The 17856-nt window shown below is 69.2% G+C and carries 13 protein-coding genes and 1 pseudogene; 4 read left to right on the top strand and 10 right to left on the bottom strand.

Going from position 1 to position 17856, the window contains the following annotated elements; genetic code table 11:
• From PSEWESI4_RS12780 to PSEWESI4_RS12765, 4 genes and pseudogenes are all read left to right on the top strand, one after another.
• Window positions 1–482, top strand: a pseudogene (locus tag PSEWESI4_RS12780) (bacteriophage T4 gp5 trimerisation domain-containing protein); the annotation flags it as partial.
• Entirely contained in the window at window positions 479–1300 is an 822-nt protein-coding gene (locus PSEWESI4_RS12775) for a DUF4123 domain-containing protein (RefSeq protein ID WP_187671584.1), read from the top strand. The pseudogene PSEWESI4_RS12780 and the gene PSEWESI4_RS12775, both read left to right, overlap by 4 nt.
• Entirely contained in the window at window positions 1297–1803 is a 507-nt protein-coding gene (locus PSEWESI4_RS12770; protein WP_210768848.1) for a DUF3304 domain-containing protein, read from the top strand. The genes PSEWESI4_RS12775 and PSEWESI4_RS12770 overlap by 4 nt, the downstream gene beginning before the upstream one ends.
• The gene (locus PSEWESI4_RS12765) at window positions 1800–3692 is read left to right on the top strand and encodes a T6SS phospholipase effector Tle1-like catalytic domain-containing protein (RefSeq protein WP_187671583.1); all 1893 of its coding nucleotides are present in this window, start codon (window positions 1800–1802) and stop codon (window positions 3690–3692) included. Before PSEWESI4_RS12770 ends, PSEWESI4_RS12765 begins: the two co-directional genes overlap by 4 nt.
• A gap of 63 nt (window positions 3693–3755) precedes the next feature.
• On the opposite strand, the gene PSEWESI4_RS12760 is transcribed toward PSEWESI4_RS12765, so the two are convergent.
• The 10 genes from PSEWESI4_RS12760 to PSEWESI4_RS12715 all read right to left on the bottom strand — a co-directional run bounded on the left by PSEWESI4_RS12760 (window position 3756) and on the right by PSEWESI4_RS12715 (window position 17667).
• Window positions 3756–4808 carry a DUF2235 domain-containing protein gene (locus PSEWESI4_RS12760; protein WP_187671582.1) on the bottom strand — a complete coding sequence of 351 codons (1053 nt, stop codon included), beginning with the start codon at window positions 4806–4808 and terminating at the stop codon, window positions 3756–3758.
• Between the two features lie 16 nt (window positions 4809–4824).
• Window positions 4825–7614 (bottom strand): DUF6519 domain-containing protein, encoded by a 2790-nt coding sequence (locus PSEWESI4_RS12755; RefSeq protein ID WP_187671581.1) that lies wholly within the window; start codon window positions 7612–7614, stop codon window positions 4825–4827.
• Window positions 7615–7644: 30 nt separating this feature from the next.
• The gene (locus tag PSEWESI4_RS12750; RefSeq protein ID WP_187671580.1) at window positions 7645–9783 is read right to left on the bottom strand and encodes a hypothetical protein; all 2139 of its coding nucleotides are present in this window, start codon (window positions 9781–9783) and stop codon (window positions 7645–7647) included.
• Window positions 9780–12455 carry a putative baseplate assembly protein gene (locus PSEWESI4_RS12745; RefSeq protein WP_187671579.1) on the bottom strand — a complete coding sequence of 892 codons (2676 nt, stop codon included), beginning with the start codon at window positions 12453–12455 and terminating at the stop codon, window positions 9780–9782. The genes PSEWESI4_RS12750 and PSEWESI4_RS12745 overlap by 4 nt, the downstream gene beginning before the upstream one ends.
• A gap of 16 nt (window positions 12456–12471) precedes the next feature.
• Entirely contained in the window at window positions 12472–14901 is a 2430-nt protein-coding gene (locus tag PSEWESI4_RS12740) for a putative baseplate assembly protein (RefSeq protein ID WP_210768847.1), read from the bottom strand.
• Window positions 14898–15257 carry a GPW/gp25 family protein gene (locus PSEWESI4_RS12735; RefSeq protein ID WP_187671578.1) on the bottom strand — a complete coding sequence of 120 codons (360 nt, stop codon included), beginning with the start codon at window positions 15255–15257 and terminating at the stop codon, window positions 14898–14900. Before PSEWESI4_RS12735 ends, PSEWESI4_RS12740 begins: the two co-directional genes overlap by 4 nt.
• 83 nt (window positions 15258–15340) lie before the next feature.
• A complete protein-coding gene (locus PSEWESI4_RS12730; protein ID WP_187671577.1) occupies window positions 15341–15664 on the bottom strand; it encodes a hypothetical protein in 324 nt (107 codons plus the stop codon).
• A gap of 56 nt (window positions 15665–15720) precedes the next feature.
• Window positions 15721–16233 (bottom strand): phage baseplate assembly protein V, encoded by a 513-nt coding sequence (locus PSEWESI4_RS12725; protein ID WP_187671576.1) that lies wholly within the window; start codon window positions 16231–16233, stop codon window positions 15721–15723.
• Complete coding sequence (locus tag PSEWESI4_RS12720) at window positions 16230–17354, bottom strand: hypothetical protein (protein WP_187671575.1); 1125 nt, start codon at window positions 17352–17354, stop codon at window positions 16230–16232. The genes PSEWESI4_RS12725 and PSEWESI4_RS12720 overlap by 4 nt, the downstream gene beginning before the upstream one ends.
• Window positions 17347–17667: a LysM domain-containing protein gene (locus tag PSEWESI4_RS12715; RefSeq protein ID WP_187671574.1), complete on the bottom strand. Its 321-nt coding sequence runs from the start codon at window positions 17665–17667 to the stop codon at window positions 17347–17349. Before PSEWESI4_RS12715 ends, PSEWESI4_RS12720 begins: the two co-directional genes overlap by 8 nt.
• Window positions 17668–17856: the final 189 nt, after the last annotated feature.

The following is a 17856-nucleotide window of genomic DNA, read 5'->3' as shown; positions in this document are numbered from 1 at the left end:
AGGAAGTGACCATCGCCCGCGACCGCCGCCACGCCATCGGCCAGGACGACAGCCTGAACGTCGAGCGCAACCGGCTGATCCGCATCGGCAAGGACCGCAGCGAGGAAGTCGGCAACGACCGCTACGACAAGACCACGGCCAGCCACTTCATCGAGACCGGCGGGCACGTCGAGCACAGCGTGCAGGGCCATCACCAGCTCGAGGCCGGGCAGAGCATCGAGCGCAGGACGTCCCGCTACGACCTGCAGGCCGGCGAGTGCGTCGTCATCACGAGTCCCGGCGGGGCCATCGTCATCAACGATGCCGGCATCACCCTCGAAGGTTCGAGCATCCTGTTGAAGGGCCCCGTCAGCCGGGAAAATGGCGGTAGCGGCAATCCCTTCTCCATCGCCGGCGATCCCGACGAAGGCAGCGAAAGCGATTTCTGCGTGACCTGCTTCCTGCGCGCCGCCCGCAATGGCGGCATGGTGGTGCCGGTATGAGCGGAATCGTTCCTTCCACCGAAAGCTTCTTTCTCTTCGACGGCGCCCTGCTCCACGCCTCCCCGGAGCACGCCTGGCTGCTGGAGCAGGAAGACACCCTCCACCTCTACGACGACCTGGGCGAACAGGCCATCGCCGTCGGTCCCCTGCTGCTGCCGGCCACGCCCGCCACGGGGAAAATCGCGCAGGCCATGGCCACCAGCACGGAGCCGATGCAGTTCGCCATCAGCCGCCTGACCGGTCGCCTGTCGACCGACCGGCTCGACCGGCACCTTCGCCGGCTGCGCTACCTGGAGACGGACAACGCCCAGCGCTACTACTTCCGCTACGCCGACGGCCGCGCCTTCGAGGCGGTATGGCGCACCCTCGAACCCGAGCAGCAGGCCGCGCTGCTGGGCCCCATCATCAGTTGGGAACATATCGGCCGCGACGGCAGGCTTCACAAAAGGGTTCCGCCATCCCTGCGGCAGGACCAGGCACCGGCGCCCCTGCCGCTGCGCCTGCAACCCAGGCAGTGGCACCTGGCATTGGAAGCCGGCCGTATCGGCGAGTTGTTCGACAGCACCCTGCATGCGAATGCGCGACCGGCCTACCAGGGCGACCCGGAACAGTGGTACGCCTGGACCGAGCAGACCTACCACTGGCTGCGCCGCCTGGGGATCGACAAGCCCCCCGTGCGGCTGGCGGCGAACCGGGTCATGTGGCAGACCGCCGGCCTGGTCTATCGGCACACCCAGTTCGAACAAGCCCTGATCGATGCCCAGCGCAGCGACGACACGAGCCATCTGCTGGACTACGGGGAGCTGCGCAAACGATGAAAGGACTCGCCCTGCTGGCCTGCCTGTTCATCGCAGGCTGCAAGGCCCTGGAACCCAGGCCGAGCATGATCGGCGTAGGACTGACCGGTATCGACCACCTGCCCGATCACCTCAGCGTGCAGAACTTCTGGTTCAATGGCTCCAGTGGTTTCCAAGCCGGTAAAGGTGGCCGTCTGGCATGCTGTACCTCGCTCCCCAGGGAGTGGCAGCCTGGCATGACGGCAGTGGTGCGCTGGCATGTCACCAACTGGCGGGATTGCAAATGGGAGCGCTACGAACGCCGCGTCCCTGTGGATCGTTATCAGGAGGCCGGTCGCGTCTGGGTGCATTTCCTGGCCGATGGCTCGGTGCGGGTGGTTTCATCTGGTATCGGACCAGGCAACCCGGAATATCCAGGCCCTCAAGATGCCATCCCCCAGAAACACCCTCCGAGAACCTATAACGGCTGGTCCCCTCGCTGCCCCAAGCAGGGGCAACCCGAGGTCAAGGAGGACCTGGAATGACCGAGGAAACCTTCCGTGCCCATCCCATTGGCGACACCCCCGGCATCGAGGAAACGCTTCCCACCTGCATACCACGTACCGAGCGCTGCGAACTGCCCCTGAATATCGGCATATTCTTCGACGGCACCGGCAACAACCAGGACTGGGACGAAGCCGACAGTTGCAGCCCCGGCCTGGGCATGACCCAGCGCGAGTACCGCAAGGACAGCAATGTTGCCCGGCTGCACCGGGCCTATCCCGATGAACCCTCAATTGGCTACTACCCTGTTTACGTTCCCGGAGTGGGCACTCCCTGCCGGCCTATTGGAGAAAACGAGCCGGATACCTTCGGCATGGGCTTCGGTGCCGGTGGCGATGGGCGTATCAATTACGCCCTCTTGTATGTGCTCGACTCGATTCATCGCGCTATCAGCAACAACCAACCAGCATTCTCCGACGAAACGGTCATCGCCCTGTGCCGCAACGGCATCCGGATCTATGACCCGGGAACCCGCTCGTACTCCCGCCTGAGAGGCCGGGTCGACGACGAAAAGGGCCTGATGGCCGTGGGCATGCAGGAAAAGGGTGGCCTGCTGTGCAGCGCCAGCGGCGGCCGGGACCACGCCCGTACCTTCCTGCTGGAACAGGCGCGGAAGATCGCCGACAAGGTGGCGGCCACCCGCCAGCCCAGGCTGGTGGAAATCACCATCGACGTGTTCGGCTTTTCCCGGGGCGCGGCCCAGGCGCGGGTGTTCTGCAACTGGCTGGGGGAGCTGATGGCCGGTAACCGGTTGTGCGGCGTTCCAGCCACCATCCGCTTCCTGGGAATCTTCGACACCGTGGCCTCGGTGGGGCTGCCCAACAGCGCACCGCTGGGCAACGGCCATGGCGGCTGGGCGCAGCCCCGCTACCTGGCGATCAGCCCCTACGTGCGGCAGTGCGTGCACTACGTCGCCATGCACGAGAACCGCGCCTCCTTCCCGCTGGAGTCGGTGCGGCGCCCGGACGGCAGCCTGCCGGCCAATTGCCGGCAGTACACCCTGCCCGGCATGCACTCGGACGTGGGCGGTGGCTACGCGCCCAACGACCAGGGCCGGGGCCCCAGCGGCGACCCGAGCGACGCCCTGTCGCAGATTCCGCTGGAGTTGATGTACAACGCGGCCTGTGCCGCACAGGTGCCTTTGAACAAGATCGATGCGCTCGACGGTGACTACGACCCCTTCGCCGTCCACCCGGACCTGCGCCAGGCCTTCGATGCCTTCATGTCGGTCAATGCCGGCGAGAAGACCATCGCGCAATGGCTGCTGCCCTACCTGGCCTGGCGCTACCAGATACGCGAGGCGTATGCCAACAAGCTGTCGTGGGTGACCCGCGCCAGCGCACGGGACCGCGAGGACCTGGAGGGCGCCAACCGCATCCTGCGCGCGGATATCGAGGCGCTCGAAACCAACGCTGGCCGCTGGACCCAATCGGCCCACACCGTCCTCGGCGCGCTGCCGCTGATCGGTGGCCGGCTGAGCGAAAAAGGCTCGCGTCTCGGCAAGCTGTCGCCGGAGGCTCGCGCCCTGCTGGGCGAGCTGCGCGCGCAACCGGTCCTCGGCACGCCGGAGAATCCCGAGCGCCTGACGCCGCAGGCATACCTGTTCGCCAACTACGTGCACGACTCCTATGCCGGCTTCCGGCCGCTGGACAGCCGCATCGACCTGAGTTTCGCCGGCTGCCGCGACATCCTGCCCGGTTCCTGGGAGCCGGAAGGCTACCTGCGCTACCGGCGCTTCTACCATGGCGACGACACTCCGCTCAGCGGGGCCCCGCCCACTCCCGGGCATCCGGATCGCACACGGGAAGCGGACCTGCACTGGGTACGGCACAACGTCGACCCGAACAAGCTGAGCGACTTTCGCTGGTGAGTTCGCGCCCTTCGTCGACGGGTCGGGGACGACGGGCGCGGCCAGTGCGAACGCCGCCCCGCTTCACCTGCGAATACGCCCGACGGGCTTGATGTCGCCCACCAGGTTGCTCCTGACCTCGTTCTTGGGCTTGTACTCCTGATCGATCTCGGTTCGCCGGAGAACCGATTCGCTGATGGTTTCCTGCCCGTGGTGGGTGGCGCCGATCAGGCGGTAGTAACGCTCCTTGAAGCGGCTGTACGCGCCGCCCAGGAAGTTCCTGTAGGAGTCGATGATGGGGGGAAGCTCTTCGATGGGGCCGGGAATCCTGGCGGGGCTCAGGGCGAGGCCGCAGGACTGGGCCTTTTCCATCATCCAGCGGAGCGGGATGTCCGACAGGTTGTTGTTCGCGTAGCCGCCGCCGACATTGGCGTGGGCGCCGGAGAACCAGGCCTGCTCGACGGTCTGGTTGGGCTTTTCCTTCGGGTCCCACAGGGTGCATTGGTAGTTTTCGCGGTGCTCGTCGATGGCCACGGCGTGGAAGGCGTTCCTGACGATCCCGCTCAGTTCGGTGTCGTGGAACTGGTAATAGCGCTTGTTGAACCAGCCGAAGGTTTCGAAGGGGATGCCCAGGGCGCCCACCGTGTCCCACACGCCGAGGAAGTGGACGGGGATGTCCCGCGAGAACTCCCGGCGGAACAGCACCGCGTTCTCCGAGTCCGCCCCTTCGTCGCGGGAGCGGTAGAGCGCATAGGCGTCGGCGACCCGCTTGGTGTGTTCGGGCTTGAGCAGGCCGGCGTTCCTGATCAGGCCCACCAGGCTCCTGGCCGAGTAGGCGCCACGGCTGAAGCCGAGGACGAACACCTGGTCGCCGTCCTCGTATTTTTTGGCGAGCCATTTGTAGCCGTTCTGGATCTTCTCGGACAGGCCGACGCCGAACGCCCCGCCCCTGAACCGGTCGTACCAGGCCGTGCCCACGCCGGGCTCGTACCACTTCAGTTGCTCCATGCCGCTGGCATCCACGGACAGGATCGCCTGGTGGAACTTGAAGACGTTGGTGCTGCTGTCGCCGTCCACCGAATTGGCATCCGGCGTGTTCCAGGTCCCGTCGAACAGGACGATGAGCCTCTTGGCCATTTCTCCGCTCCTCGATTCAGACCACCTGCAACGCCCCGTTGCCGAACGATTCGGGATTGTGCCCGGCGGTCATCAGCAAGGCGCCGCGATTGCAGAAGTTGCCCAGGTACTTGCCCTGGAGGGCCAGGGCCATGCCCGCCAGTTCTCCATCAGGATCGAAGACGTTGCGGTCCAGCGCCAGGTTGGAGGCGAGAAACTGGGCGAACGAGTTGCCGAAGCTGCAGGTCTCCGCCACCAGGCTGAAGAAACTGACGGGGATGCCCACCTCTCCGCCGGTGTCCAGTTGCTGCATGATCAGTTCCATGATTTCGTCGGCCAGGCGCAGGTCGATCACCCGGTCGTTGCGCAGGCGCAGGGAGCCGAACTGGCCCTTCAGGTTCAGCAGCGGCCCCAGGCGCTTGATCTGGTCCTGGTTGAGCAGCAGGTCCTTGGTCGATTCGCCGTACAGGGAAACCCGCCCGACGATGCGGCAGTCCGCGACCAGCACGTCGCCGGTGCCATCGGCGAGCATCAGCGCGAAGCCGGGATGGTTGCTGCCGCCACCCGCCACCTGCTGGGTGGCTTCGACGATCAGTTGCGTGAGCTCCGCCTTCACCGATCCGCCGATCTGCAACAGGCTGCGGCCCGGCTCGCTACGGGCGCGCAAGGCGAGGTGCTGCAAGTGCAGGCGGACGTTGCCGAAGAGCCGGAGCGACTGCGGCACCTCCGGGCAGAGCAGGTCGAAATCGCGCAGGACCAGCCCGGCGAAGTTGCTCAGCTCGAACGCCTCGCCGCGCAGGTGCAGGCGGCTGGCCGGGCCGGCGCCGTGGACCAGCAGGTTGACCTCGCCCTTGGCGTCCAGCACTAGGTCGTCGCTCAACTGGTGGTCGCCGGGCAGCAGGCACAGGCAGATGTCGCGCTCGCCGCGTTCGAGTAGTTCGCGCAGGGCGAGGTCCAGGGTCGGGAATTCGCCGGTCTTGCCGACCGTCACGCAGCAGCCCCCGGCGTGGTTGCGCTGGCACAGCGAGTCCAGGGCGGCTTGCACGGTGTTGACCCCGGCGGCCTGCATGTCCGCGCAGTTGGCCGGGTCGTAGGCCACCGCCGCAGCCACCGCCAGGCGCGCCGAGAAGTGGATGTCGGCATACTTGCCCGGCGCCGGCTGGCCGGCTTCCAGCAGCTCGGCGGTGCAGGTCTGGTCCAGCACGCCGGGGGCGAGGAACCATTCGACGCTGGCGATGCCGTCGGGACCGGTGGTCGCGGTGGTGTCGACCGCGCCGTTCTGCAACAGGCCCTGCGGCGCGTGGAAACGCACCTGGGCGCCGGCCACCGGGAACTGGCCGTTGTAGACCGCCACTTCCAGTGGCGACGGCAGGGCGACGCGTTGCGGATTCAGCGGGTCGGGCATGGCCTGCTGGCCGTCGCCGCCGATGTAGTAGAGGTTGGTCAGCTCGGTGAGCGCCGGGAACAGGTTGCGGCAGTCGCTGACCCGCGTCCACACGCCGGCCTGGCAGCGCAGCAGGGCCAGCCGGGTGAAGGCTCGCAGCACGCCCTGGGGCGCGGCGAAGGCCGGCTTGCCGCCCGCCTGCGGCCATTCGATGCCGGCCGTGGCGGTGCGCGCCGGGATGGTCCAGTAGTCGCCGACGCGCAGCTTGCCGGCCAGGAAGCGCACCTCCACGCCGTCTTCCAGTTCCACCCAGCCGGTGTTGTCGCCGGCGTTGGGCGCCACCGGGTTGAGCGGCGCCCAGCCGTCCCAGCGGCGTACCCGTGGATGGCGGGCGAACAGCTCGTCGCCCAGCGGTTCGGTGGCGTTGGCGACGTCCAGGGTGACGCGGTTGCCCTCGGTCTTCAGCACCTGCACCAGCGGGCCGCCGCGGCCGGTCTGCTCGTGGTCGTCGTTGAAGATTTCCAGCCAGCAGCCGGCGGTGATGGCCAGGTAGGGATCGCGGCCGATGCTGGCCACCTCGATCTCGTCCGGCGCCGGGTCGTTCAGCCAGCCGGTCAGCCGGGTGAGGATGCTGCCGTTGTCGCGCGACCACTTGTAGCGCAGCTTGGCCGGCGCCACGCCGTCCTCGTGGACCTCCACCCGGTAGAGCTGGTTCTCCAGCCGCTGGTAGCCGGCTTCCGGGGTCAGCAGGCAGGGGTCCTTGGGCGGCGTGCCGGGCTCGGCGCGGACCGCCAGCTTGCCGTCGGACGCCTTGCCCAGTTCGTTCCAGGCGGCGATGTCGGACAGGCAGTCGAGATCGGCGTTGAGCGCGCCGACCCGCAGCAGCTTGATCTGCCACACCAGTTGGTCGCGGGTGGCGCTGTCCGGTCCGCCCAGGGCAACTTCGCGGATCAGCCCGTCCTCCAGCGCGGTGACGTGGCGCAGCCAGGCTTCCAGGTAGCCGAGGTAGAGGCCGTTCTCCGGCTGCACCGGGTTGCCGGCGGCGCTGTACACGCGGATCGCGGTCAGCGCGGCGTTGGCGCCGGCCGGTGGCAGCGGCAGCAGGCTGGCGCCGGCCGGCATGATCGGCGAGATGCGGCCGTCCAGATCGGGCTGGGAGGTGAGCGCGAGGGGCGCCGGGTTCTCGCAGAGCAGCCCTTCGAGGTACAGGCGGCCGGCGGAAACGTCGATGTTCTGGCCGTTGCCGTCGAGCAGGAAGCCGGGGTTGGCGATCGGCACGCCGCTCTTGCCGATGCTGTCGCGGGTTTCCGTCTCGAGGCGGCGGTTGAGGATGTCCTGCTGCTCGTTCCAGTCGGCATCCAGTTGTACCCGGCCCTGCTGCATGCGCACGCCACGGTAGTGTTTGCCCGGCTGGTCGGTGGAACGGGAGAGATCGGCTTTCATGTCGGTCGTCCTGATTATTGTCGTGTTCCGTCAGTTGACGAAGATCACCCCGGCCTCCAGGCCGAAGCGCAGGTACTCGTCCAGTGCCTGGCGCAGGTTGGCTTCGCGCTGGGGTTGTTGCAGCAGGTTCCAGACGCCCATCTCGGCCCCGTCCTCGGCGCCGCCACGGATTTCCGTCGCGGTGGACAGGCGCAACTGGGCATAGGCCGGATGGCCGAAGGCGGTCGAGGTGAAGGTCGGCGTGACCCGCACCCGCTCGGCCTTGGCCTTGCCGGCGGGCAGGCCCTTGGTCACCAGGTCCGGCTGGCAGCGGTAGCGGCGCGGGGTCTTCGAACCATCCGGCACGTAGCAGAAACGCACGCAGCCCTGCTGGCGGCGGGTGATGGCCAGCTTCGCGCCGAACAGGCTGTTGGCCGCTTCCAGGGCCCCGGCGGTGACCCGCCCGAACACCGTGCTGCGGTCGATGGACAGGCCGGTGTCCGGCAGGTGGAAGGCCTCGCCGGCGCCGTGGTCGAACACGCAGTAGCGCGCCTCCACCCCGGCCAGCGCCCCTTCGCTGCGCACCGGTCCGCACAGGCAATGGGTCAGGCGGATGGCGAGCATGCGCCCCTTGGCCGCGTCGTCGTGATGGATGCCGCCGCGCGCCGGGACCAGGCTGCAATGCCGCAGCGCCACTTCGCGCAGGTCGCCGCTCAGGCGCAACTGGCCGTCGAGCAGCAGGCCGGAGAGGATCAGCCGGGTGTCGTCGTTGCCGGCGAGTTGCAGGTCGCCGAGCAGCACCGGGCGGCGCTGGTTGGCCGCCTCGATGGCCAGTTGGGTGTTCGGCAGGTTGAGCGGGCCGACGAGGGTCTCGCTGCTGTCGCCGAGCAGGCGGACCAGGCAGCGATTGCCCGGCACCACGGCTTGCAGGGCCTGGTCGAGGGTCGGGAAATCGCCCGGCACCTCGATCACCACCTGGTAGTCGGCCGGGTCGAGCAGGCCCTCGCGGGCATCGTCCTCGCCGCGCGCCGGACGACGATCGTAGGGACCGCCGCCGACGTCGCCGGGAAAACCATAGGCGTAGGCCACCTCCAGCCTGCCGGCGGTCACCCCGGCCGGCAGGCTGATGCGCCCGAACAGCGGATCGAAGCCCACCAGCGGCGTGCTCGCCCCGGCCTCCGGGAAGTCGTGCGCCGGGCCGCCCTGGGTCGGCGTCACCTGCAACAGCGCCGGCGGTCGCCGCCAGGCTTCCGGGTTCACGCCGGGGATCGCCGACAGGTTGCACACCACCAGGTGCTCCACCGGCACTTCCTCGCCATCCACCCAAATGCGCAGCACCGCCCCGCCCCGCTCGGCGGCGAAGTACAGCGGCTCCGGCGTGCCGCCGTCGGCGATGACCTGGCGCAGGCGGGTCAGTTCGTCGTGCAGCGCCCGTCGCGACAGCGGCTCGGGCACGTTGATCGGCTGCGCCAGGCGGGTGATCTCGGTTTCGCTGCGCGGCCGGTTGACCAGCATGCCGTCCCACAGCAGCGGGTCATCGATGAACTCGCGGCCGAGCGGATCGAAGCTGTAGCAGCCGGTCATGCCGGGGATGGCGAAGGCCTGGCCGCGCTGCACCGGGTAGGCGTGCAGGCGCCACAGGTAGAGGCCGACGTTGGCGATGTTATGGCGCCCGGCCGGCGGGCGGCGCACGTCGGCGGTGTGGGCGCTGTCGTCGAACGGCCCGTCGATGCGCTCCAGGCGCACCGCCTGGCGCAGGTCGGGGGTGCGCAGGCTGTGCAGGCGGCGGTGGTTGAGGTACTGGGTGGTGCCGAGCAGTTCGAAGAACTCCACCGCCCGCGCGCGCCAGCCGCTGCTGTCGAAGGCCAGTTGTTCGAGCACCGGCACCGTGCCCTTGCGCCGCCGCAGGCGCAAGGTGTTGGCCACCAGGGCGCGCTGGCCGAAGCTCTGGGTGCCGCTCACCGGATACAAGCCGCGCACGCCGAGCAGGTCGCCGATGTAGGGCACCAGCCAGTCGTCGCAAGTCTCGATGAACCAGTTGTCGTAGAGCCGTTCGATGTCCTCTTCGAGCACCGCGCCCTGCTCGGCGATCACTTCCAGCAGGGCGCGCAGCGGCCCGCCCAGCTCGGCGTCTCGCTCGCGGTAGAAGGCCGGCAGGCGCGCCAGCAGGTAGTCGGCGTCGATGCTCATTGGGTCAGCTCCTCGATCAGCACGTCGTCCGGGTCGATCAGCAGCAGTTGCGCCGGTCGGATCTGGCCTTTCTCCCAGCGCGCGCCTCGCGCCCGCAGGCGGCCGTCGGGGCCGGCGACGGTGCTGGTGGAAACGCCGTCGTGCAGGCGCAGGAAATCCAGGTCGACCCGCGCCACCCCGGCCACGCCCTGCATCACCGCCACCACTTCGCTGCCGCTGAGCGACTGCCCGTAGCCGCGCGCCGCGAAGCCGAACGCCTCGGCCAGCGCCGCGCGCACCGACGGCAGCACCCGCTCGGGGTCGTGCCCGGCGCGCACCCGCAGCTTGACGGAGAGGCCGAAACTCAAACGCACACCGGCCTCCAGACGCAGCGGCTGGTAGGCCGGGCGCACCTTGTCGATGGCGTCGGCGAGGTTGCGGTACAGCGCGGAATCCTCGTCGATGTCGGCGCCGTCCAGGCCGATCACCGTGAGGTGCACCAGGCGCCCTTCGCCGTCCCACAGCCATACCGCCTGGGCCTTGCCGATACCGGCGAAGGCGGCGGCGAAGTCCTCGAAGTCGCGCAGGGAGACGATGCGTTCCAGGCTCAGCACGGTCAGCGGCGCGTTGCGCCGGGCCTGCTCGCGGTTCTCCGGGTCGGCGCCGCCGCTGGCCGGCACCGGGTTGATCACCTCCTTGAGGCCCAGCGGCCGGCTGAGCAGCAGGCTGATCTGGCCGGCCGGCAGGTTGCCGGCGGCGCCGATGCCGACGCGGTAGCGCGCCTCGACGTTCATCTGTCCGCTGGGCAGGCGGCGGCCGTACAGGCCATCGCCGAACTGCACGGTCACCGCGCCGTCGTCGGCACGGCGCAGCAGGTAGGCGCTGTCGTCCGGACCGAGGGCGGTGATGTATGGCGCCTCTTCCCAGCGCACGCCGTCCACGCGCACTTCCAGGGTGCTGGCGGTGCCGCTGGGGGTGGCGGCGGACACGTAGGTGAGCGGTTTCTGCCGCAGCACGAAACGCTGGAAGGCGCTGCTGCCGTCGCCGCTGCCGAGGATTTCCGCCTGCACCCGCATCTGCCGGCTGTCGCCGTGGCTGGCCGGCGCCACGTTGGCGTTGATGCGCACCGACAGCGGCAGGTAGGCGTTGGCCAGCCCGCTCTCCAGCTCCAGGCGGGTACGGCCGTCGATGCTGTCGTTGCGGCGGATGCGCAGCACCTCGGCGGCGGCGCGCAGGACGACCTCGAAGCGCTCGCCGTCGGCGAAGGTGACGAGCGCCCCGCTACCGTCGCGGGCGATCTGCACGGCGGCCAGGTGGTCGCGCTTGGCCAGGCGCTGGCGCGCCTTCTTGTTGGCCGGCACGTTCGCCAGGACCAGCCCGCTCAACGCCAGCCAGCGCCCCGCTTCCAGCTCGGGTTGCAGGCTGGCCAGGTACAGCAGGCTGCCCTCGACGAAGCCCGAGGCCGGCCGGGCGGCCCAGGGCAGTTCCACCGACTCGCCATACACCACGGTGTCGCGCAGGCGCTTGTCGAACTTCTCCAGCAGATGCTCGCCGCTCAGGGTCAGGCGCGTGGACTTGCCGCCGAGGGTGAAGTCGGCGCGGCCGTCCTCGGTGCATTCCAGCACCTGGTAGACCTCTTCGTATTCGGGGATCGACAGCACCACCCAACTGCCCGGCACGATCTTCGGATAGCTGCCGTCGAGGTGGATGCGCCCGCCACTGCCGGACACCCCGCTGAGGCTGAAGCCGGGCCATTCCTTGTAGGTGGTGATGGGCGCCTTGGCGTCGTCGTCGAGGCCGAGGAACACCGCGCGCAGGCTGCGCGGCATGGCCCGCCAGTTCGGCGCGGCCTGGCCGAACAGCGCGGCCCTGGTGCGCAGCGCGTAGCAGCGCGGGTTGACCTGGCTGGGCTGCACCGAGGGCACCACCGAACCGAAGGGACGGTCGAGGGTGACCACGGTATGGCCGGCCAGCGGGTCCGCCGAGGGCTCGTCCGGCGGCACCACCAGCAGGCGGCGCACGTGGCGGAAGTCCCAGTTCTCGTTGCCCGGCGCCTTGCTGCGCTCGTCGCCGATCACCAGCAGCGCATCGCCCGGTTGCAGGCCGGTGTTCTGCCCCTTGAGGTAGACGGTGCGGCCGCCCCAGTAAGGGCGCACGTCGTCCTGGTCGACCACCCGCAAGGCGTTCCAGGCGGCGCGCGCCAGCACCGGTTCGAGGGTTTCGAACACCTGCGGCTGCTCGTCCTGGCCCGGTACGCTCTGGCTCTTGCAGCCGGCGCCGATGAGGGTCTGTTCCGGCGCGCCCGGCGCGGTTTCCAGGGTGAAGGCCAGGAAGGTCGAGGCGGCCACGCCGGGGCGCAGTTCGTAGCCGATGGCGCGGCCCAGCTCGAGCACCGAGCGGCGTTCCGTGGCAGTGCGCAGGAAGCCTTCGTTGAGGATGCGTTCCTGGTAGAAGGCCAGCACGTCGAGCAGCGCCGACCAGGCATCGAGGATCGCCAGCGCCGGGTCGTCGGCGTCGCGGGTGGTCAGCTCGCGCAGCGCCGGCTGGGCGGCGAGGCGCGCCAGTTGGGTCTCGCGGAAACGCGCGTGGGTGCCGACCCGGTAGTGCAGCGTGCCCTGCCCCGGCGGGTTGGCGCCGTCCACCGGGGTCAGCGCCCGGACGCCGATGCAGCAGCCACAATCGCCGTCGCTCATGATCGCTCCTCCCTGCTCACAGGCCGCCCCGCATGGTCAGTTGCAGGCGGCCGTTCTCCGGAAAGTTCGGGTCGTTGTCCAGGCGCAGCACTTCCAGGGCGCCGGTCTTCACCACCCCGTCCTCCAGCTCGCGGTTGGCCACCTTGCCCCAGCGCTGGAAGCGCGGCACTTCCAGCGAGGCCACCCCGGTGACGCCCTGCACCGACTCGATCAACCGCGACAGCGCCAGCGGCTGGCCGAAGGTGAAGTGATCGGGATGGAAGAAGCCGCGCCGGCCCAGCGCGTCGACCTCCGTGCCCAGGCGCTTGAGCAGCGCCAGCTTGACCGCCGCGGCGAAGTAGCCGGGCAGCACGCAGATGACCAGTTCGACGTCCAGCGGCACGTAGATCGGCTCGCTGATGTCGAGGTCGTAGCCGGCCAGGCGATAGCGCTCCAGATGGCGGAGGATTTCCGTGCGGAACTCCGCGTCCAGCGGCAGCCCGCCCCTGCGGTCGAGGCTGATATAGACGCTGTACCAGCTACCGGTCCAGCGCAGCCGCGCCGCCGCGCGCTGCACCTGTGGGTGGCGTTCGGCGACCCGCGCGTAGTCGTCCTCGGTGACCGCCCGCTCCTGGCCACGGAACGCCTCGGGGGCGAACAGGCGGATGGCGTCGGCGCTCTCCTCCTCGGCGCCGCCCACCGCCGGCAGCGGGTTGTCCAGCGACTCGACGAAGGGGGCGATGGCGATGTCCTCGCAGACCATCCGGGTGATGCTCCGCGCGCCAACGTTGCCGACGCTGCCGCCGCCCATCCGGTAGCTGGCCAGCAGGCGGCTGCCCGGTTCCGGCCGGCGGCCGTTGCGGTTGTCGCCGAAGCGCAGGTAGGCGGTGCCGTCGGCCTCGGTCTCGACCACGAACTCGCGGGTGAAGCGGTCGCTGCCCAGCAGGTCGCGCTGCGGCAGCCAGGGGCTGGCGTCCGGAGCCGGCTGGTTGCCCCACTGCGCCGGGTCGTCCTCGATCAGTCGCAGGTCGGGCAGCGCCCGGCGCGGGTCCTGGCGCAGGGAACGGCCGGCCGACCAGCCTTCGGCCAGGGCGCTGGCGTGCTGGTAGGGCTCGGCATGGGCAATGCCCGGTTCGCGCAGGCGCGGCCGGTAGCGGCCGGCGCTGGCCTGCTCGGGCAGCAGCGATTCCAGCAGGCGGCTCAGGCCGTGGTCGGCGAGCACCGCGTTGCCGCGCGCCACGGCGATCTCGCGTACCTCGGTATCGCCGCCGAGGGGGAATTCGGCGCTGACGCAGAGGGCGAACGGCAGCGCGTCCTCGACGTGCCAGCGCACCAGGCACAGCGGCGTGTCGGTGAGCGGATCGTGCCCGGGCTTCACCTCCACCAGGCGCACGGCGTGGCGGTGGCTGCGGTCGGCGTCGGCGGCCAGGCCGGTGGTGGGGCTGAGCACTTCCTCGAAGATCAGCACCATGCCCGCTTCCAGGTCCAGCGCGGGGTCGTTCACCAGCGCCGCCTCCAGCGCGCCCCTGGACAGGCAGAACGCGGGGTCGCCCCAGTGGTGGATGGCGATGCGGTTGTGCGCCGAATGCAGGCGCAGGTCGTGCAGGCTCTCGAATACCTGGGTCTCGCCGTCCGGCAGGCGGTCGAGGATGCCGCTGTCGAGCACCGGCCCGGCCTCGCGGCCGCCGGTGAGCAGCGGCGTGCGCGCCGCCAGCACCTGGCCGTCGGCGCCCGGCTTGACCCGCAGGCAGACGTAGACGCGGCTGTTGCAGCCATCGTGGATCGGATAGTCGAGCAGGCGCGCGTGGCGGCGCAGCGAGACCCGCCGCCGCGCGGTGCCCAGGTAGGCTTCGGTGGCCACCGCGTCCTGGTAGTAGCTGAGCTGGTCGCCGACGTGGGCGAGCAGTTCCACCAGGGCCACCGAGAAGTCCGCCGGGTTGCGCTCGCGGAAGCCGGGAATCAGTTGCCCCATGCGGTCGAGCAGCAGGCGGCGGAAGCTGGCGTAGTCCTTGGCCAGGTAGTCGAGTTGCGGCTCGTTGAACTGCTCTGGCGGGCACAGGTGGTCGCTGGCGCAGTCGAACTCCGACGGGCACTGCGCCTTGAAGCTGAAGCGCACGCTGGACAGGCAGGGGTCGAAGTTGGCCGGCGCGTTTTCCGGGTTGGCCGGGTCGATCAGCTCGAACTGGTACCAGGAGAAGTCGCCGGCCTGGTCGACCTTGAGCTCCAGGCGGTTGCCGACGATGGCCAGGCTCTCGATCCCGATGCCGGTGATGCGCACCCCGCCGCTGATCCGGCAGTTGGCCTTGGCGAGCCCGGCCACGGGATGGACGAACACCACGCGCAGGCTGCGCTGGTCGGCGGAAGTCACTTCCAGGTAGTCGATGCCGTTCAGGCCGCCCGGCGGCAACTGGCGCAGCAGGTTGACCCGGTGTGGCCGCTCGGAGCGGAACTGGCGCTTCATGCTCATCCCAGCCCCCTGCTGAAGCTCGCCATCTGCCGCTCGCGGTCGCGGCGGACGAGGTACTGGACGGTGACGAGCAGGCGCCCGTCGAGGTTTTCCACGTGCACCTCCTCCACCTCGATCAGTTCGCCGAGCCACTGTTGCAGCGAGCCCTGCACGGTCATCTGCAAGGCCGCGGCGAGGGCGTCGCTGTTCGGCGCGAACACCAGTTGCAGCAGGCCGCAGCCGAAGTCCGGACGGTTGACCCGCTCGCCGGGCACGGTGAACAGCACCTGCTCGATCATGTCGCGGATCTGCGCGTCGCCGTCCACCTCGGCGCTGCGGCCACGGGAGTCGATGCGGAATGGGAAGTCGAGGGCCATGTCAGTGTCCTCCCCCGGAACGGGAACATCCGCTGCTTCCCCGGATTTCATCCGGGCTACGGTGATATCGGAAACCGTTCATCTCACACCCCCGATACACGCGTCTGGATGACCGTCACCGTCATCGGCGTGCCGGTGGGGGCGCACACCGAGGTGCTGGATTGCAGCAGCACCGGCTGGCCGCCGGCGAACACCCGGGTGGCGCCGACCAGCCACTGGCCGGAGACGCAGGGGCCGTTGCCGGCGTTGGGCGGCGGCATGCTGCAACCGGCGATCACATAGGGCGCGGCCAGGGTGGTGACCGGCTGGCCGGACAGCATCACGCGGGCGAACGGCGCGCTGGGCGTGGCCTGGCCGCCGTGGGCGCAGAGCACGGTGGCGCCGAGGTGGAGCAGGAATCCTGGCATGTGCGGTCCCTCCTTCGTCCCTTGCGCGGGCGCCGGGCAGCCGGCTCCCGCCGCGTTCAGATCACCGTCAGCGCGCCCTGGTTGATGTTCACCGTGGGGCCGTTGAGCATGATGGTGGCGCCCTGGCCGTTGCTGATGGTGATGCCCACCTCGTTGATCGAGATCATCGCCCCGGTGGCGGTCTTGAGCAGGATGCCGCCGGTGGGTCCGGGCAGGTCGGAAAGCATCAGGCCGGTCTGGTTGCCGGTCTGCAGGATGATGCTCGGCGACACCGGCAGCCCGGCCAGGGCCAGTACCGGCACCTCCGCCGCGCTGCCCCAGAAGCCGCCGACCCAGATCGGGTAGTCCTGGTCGCCCTGTTCGAACTCCACCCACACGCCATCGCCGATCCTCGGCACCACGAACACCCCGCTCTGCTTGCCGGCGAACGGCACGCAGGGCATCGCCCAGCTCGACATGCCGATGCCCAGCACATCCGGCACCTGCACCTGGACACGGCCCATCTGCATGGGGTCGATGTTGTTCAGCACCACGCCGCGATACTTGCCGTAGAACTTGCCCTCGCTCATACAGGAACCCTCGGTAGTGTGGAAATCAGGCCGTTGCGGGTCAGGGTGAAGTTCTGCTTGAACTCGCCCGCCTTGAAGGTGCTGCTGACGTTCTTCACGTAGTACAGGCCGTCGAACGCCGTCCCGGCGCCGCGCACGCCGACCAGTTGGCGCGCCTTGAGCACGTTGCCGTAGCGCAGCACGTCCACCGTGCCGGTGGCGGTGACCACGTCGGCGGAACCGGCGGCCGCCGCCAGGCCCTTGGAGAGCGCACCCATGGGCGACATCTTGGCGGTCTCCTTCATCAGGTTGATCGACTTCGGCAGCGGCGGCAGCATGCCCAGCGGCGGGTTGGCCAGGCTGATGTCGGGGATCGGCAGCGGGATCGGGAACTTGGTGAGCTGGTTCTGGATGAACACGATGGGCAGCGACGCCTTGGTGTTGTCCACCGCGAAGGACAGCGACTCGACGTTGCTGTGCGCGTCCATGCCCAGGTTGAGCGCCGGCTGCGGCACGCCGAGCTTGATCTCCGGCCCCCAGTAGGCAGTGTTCATGCCAGGGAACGGGCCGGGCTCGACGTAGAACACGTAGCCGGCGTCCTTGGCGAGCTTTTCCACGTAGGCCAGGTCGGTGCCCTCGTGGGTGGGGATCTTCTCCACCGGGATCGGCACGTCGGTGAAGATCTGCGGGATCACCAGCGGCACCATGCCGAACATCGCGTACTTGGCCACCACCAGCGCCACCCGCGCCTCGGCCGGCATCGCCGGATAGGGAATGCCGTTGAACTCCTGCTGGTCCATGGCCACCGAAAGGTCCTCGCCGGTGATGGTTAGCACGCTCTGCCCCGGCTCGTTGGAACCGCTCACCTCCTGCTTGGTGATCAGCCCGTCCATCATCACCATCGGCAGGCTGTTGACGGTCAGCACGATCAGCACCCGCAACCAGGGCACCTGGCCGCCGGCGAGCACCAGCAGGGTGTGCAACGGCGAGCGGTTCTCCACCGCGAAGCTGATCTGGAAGCCGCTGCGGCTGCCCGCCGCCGAGGTCACCTGGACGCTCTGCAGGGCATCCATCACCGGCTTGGGCACGGGCACCGGCAACGCCGGCCCGACCAGCAGCGAAAGGTGGATGCCCTTAAGCATCGTCGCCTCCCGACATGCCTTCCGGCAGCGTCAGGCGGATGCGCCGGCCCAGCTCCTCCAGCTCGCCCGGATGCAGGCAGCCATTGGCGTCGGCCAGCCGCCAGAACTGCTCGGGATCGCCGAGCACCGCGGCGGCCATGCGATCCAGCCGATCGCCCTCGACCACCCGGTACTCCTGCACGGTGACGAAACGCCCCGGATCGGGCACGAAACGCCGCCGCAGGTAGACCAGCGGCCGACCGTCCGGACCGCTCGTCTCGGCAGTCTCGACGCCGTGGTAGCGGCTGTTGGGGGCGAAGCGTTCGGTGGTCATGGCGTGGTTCCTTTTTTGGTTCGTCCGGGGGCTGGTGGTTCGGTGTGCGTCGATACTTCGCCCCTCTCCCTGGCCCTCTCCCATGAATGGGAGAGGGGACTGTCCGGTGTTGCGGGTGAGCACAATGGTTGTGCCCACCTCCGTACTGCTTTGCTCCCCTCTCCCATTTATGGGAGAGGGGAGCAAAGC

The sequence above is a fragment of the Zestomonas carbonaria genome (genome assembly GCF_904061905.1).
GTDB classification, from domain to species: Bacteria; Pseudomonadota; Gammaproteobacteria; order Pseudomonadales; family Pseudomonadaceae; genus Aquipseudomonas; species Aquipseudomonas carbonaria.
This window is presented reverse-complemented; position numbering and strand designations above follow the sequence as displayed.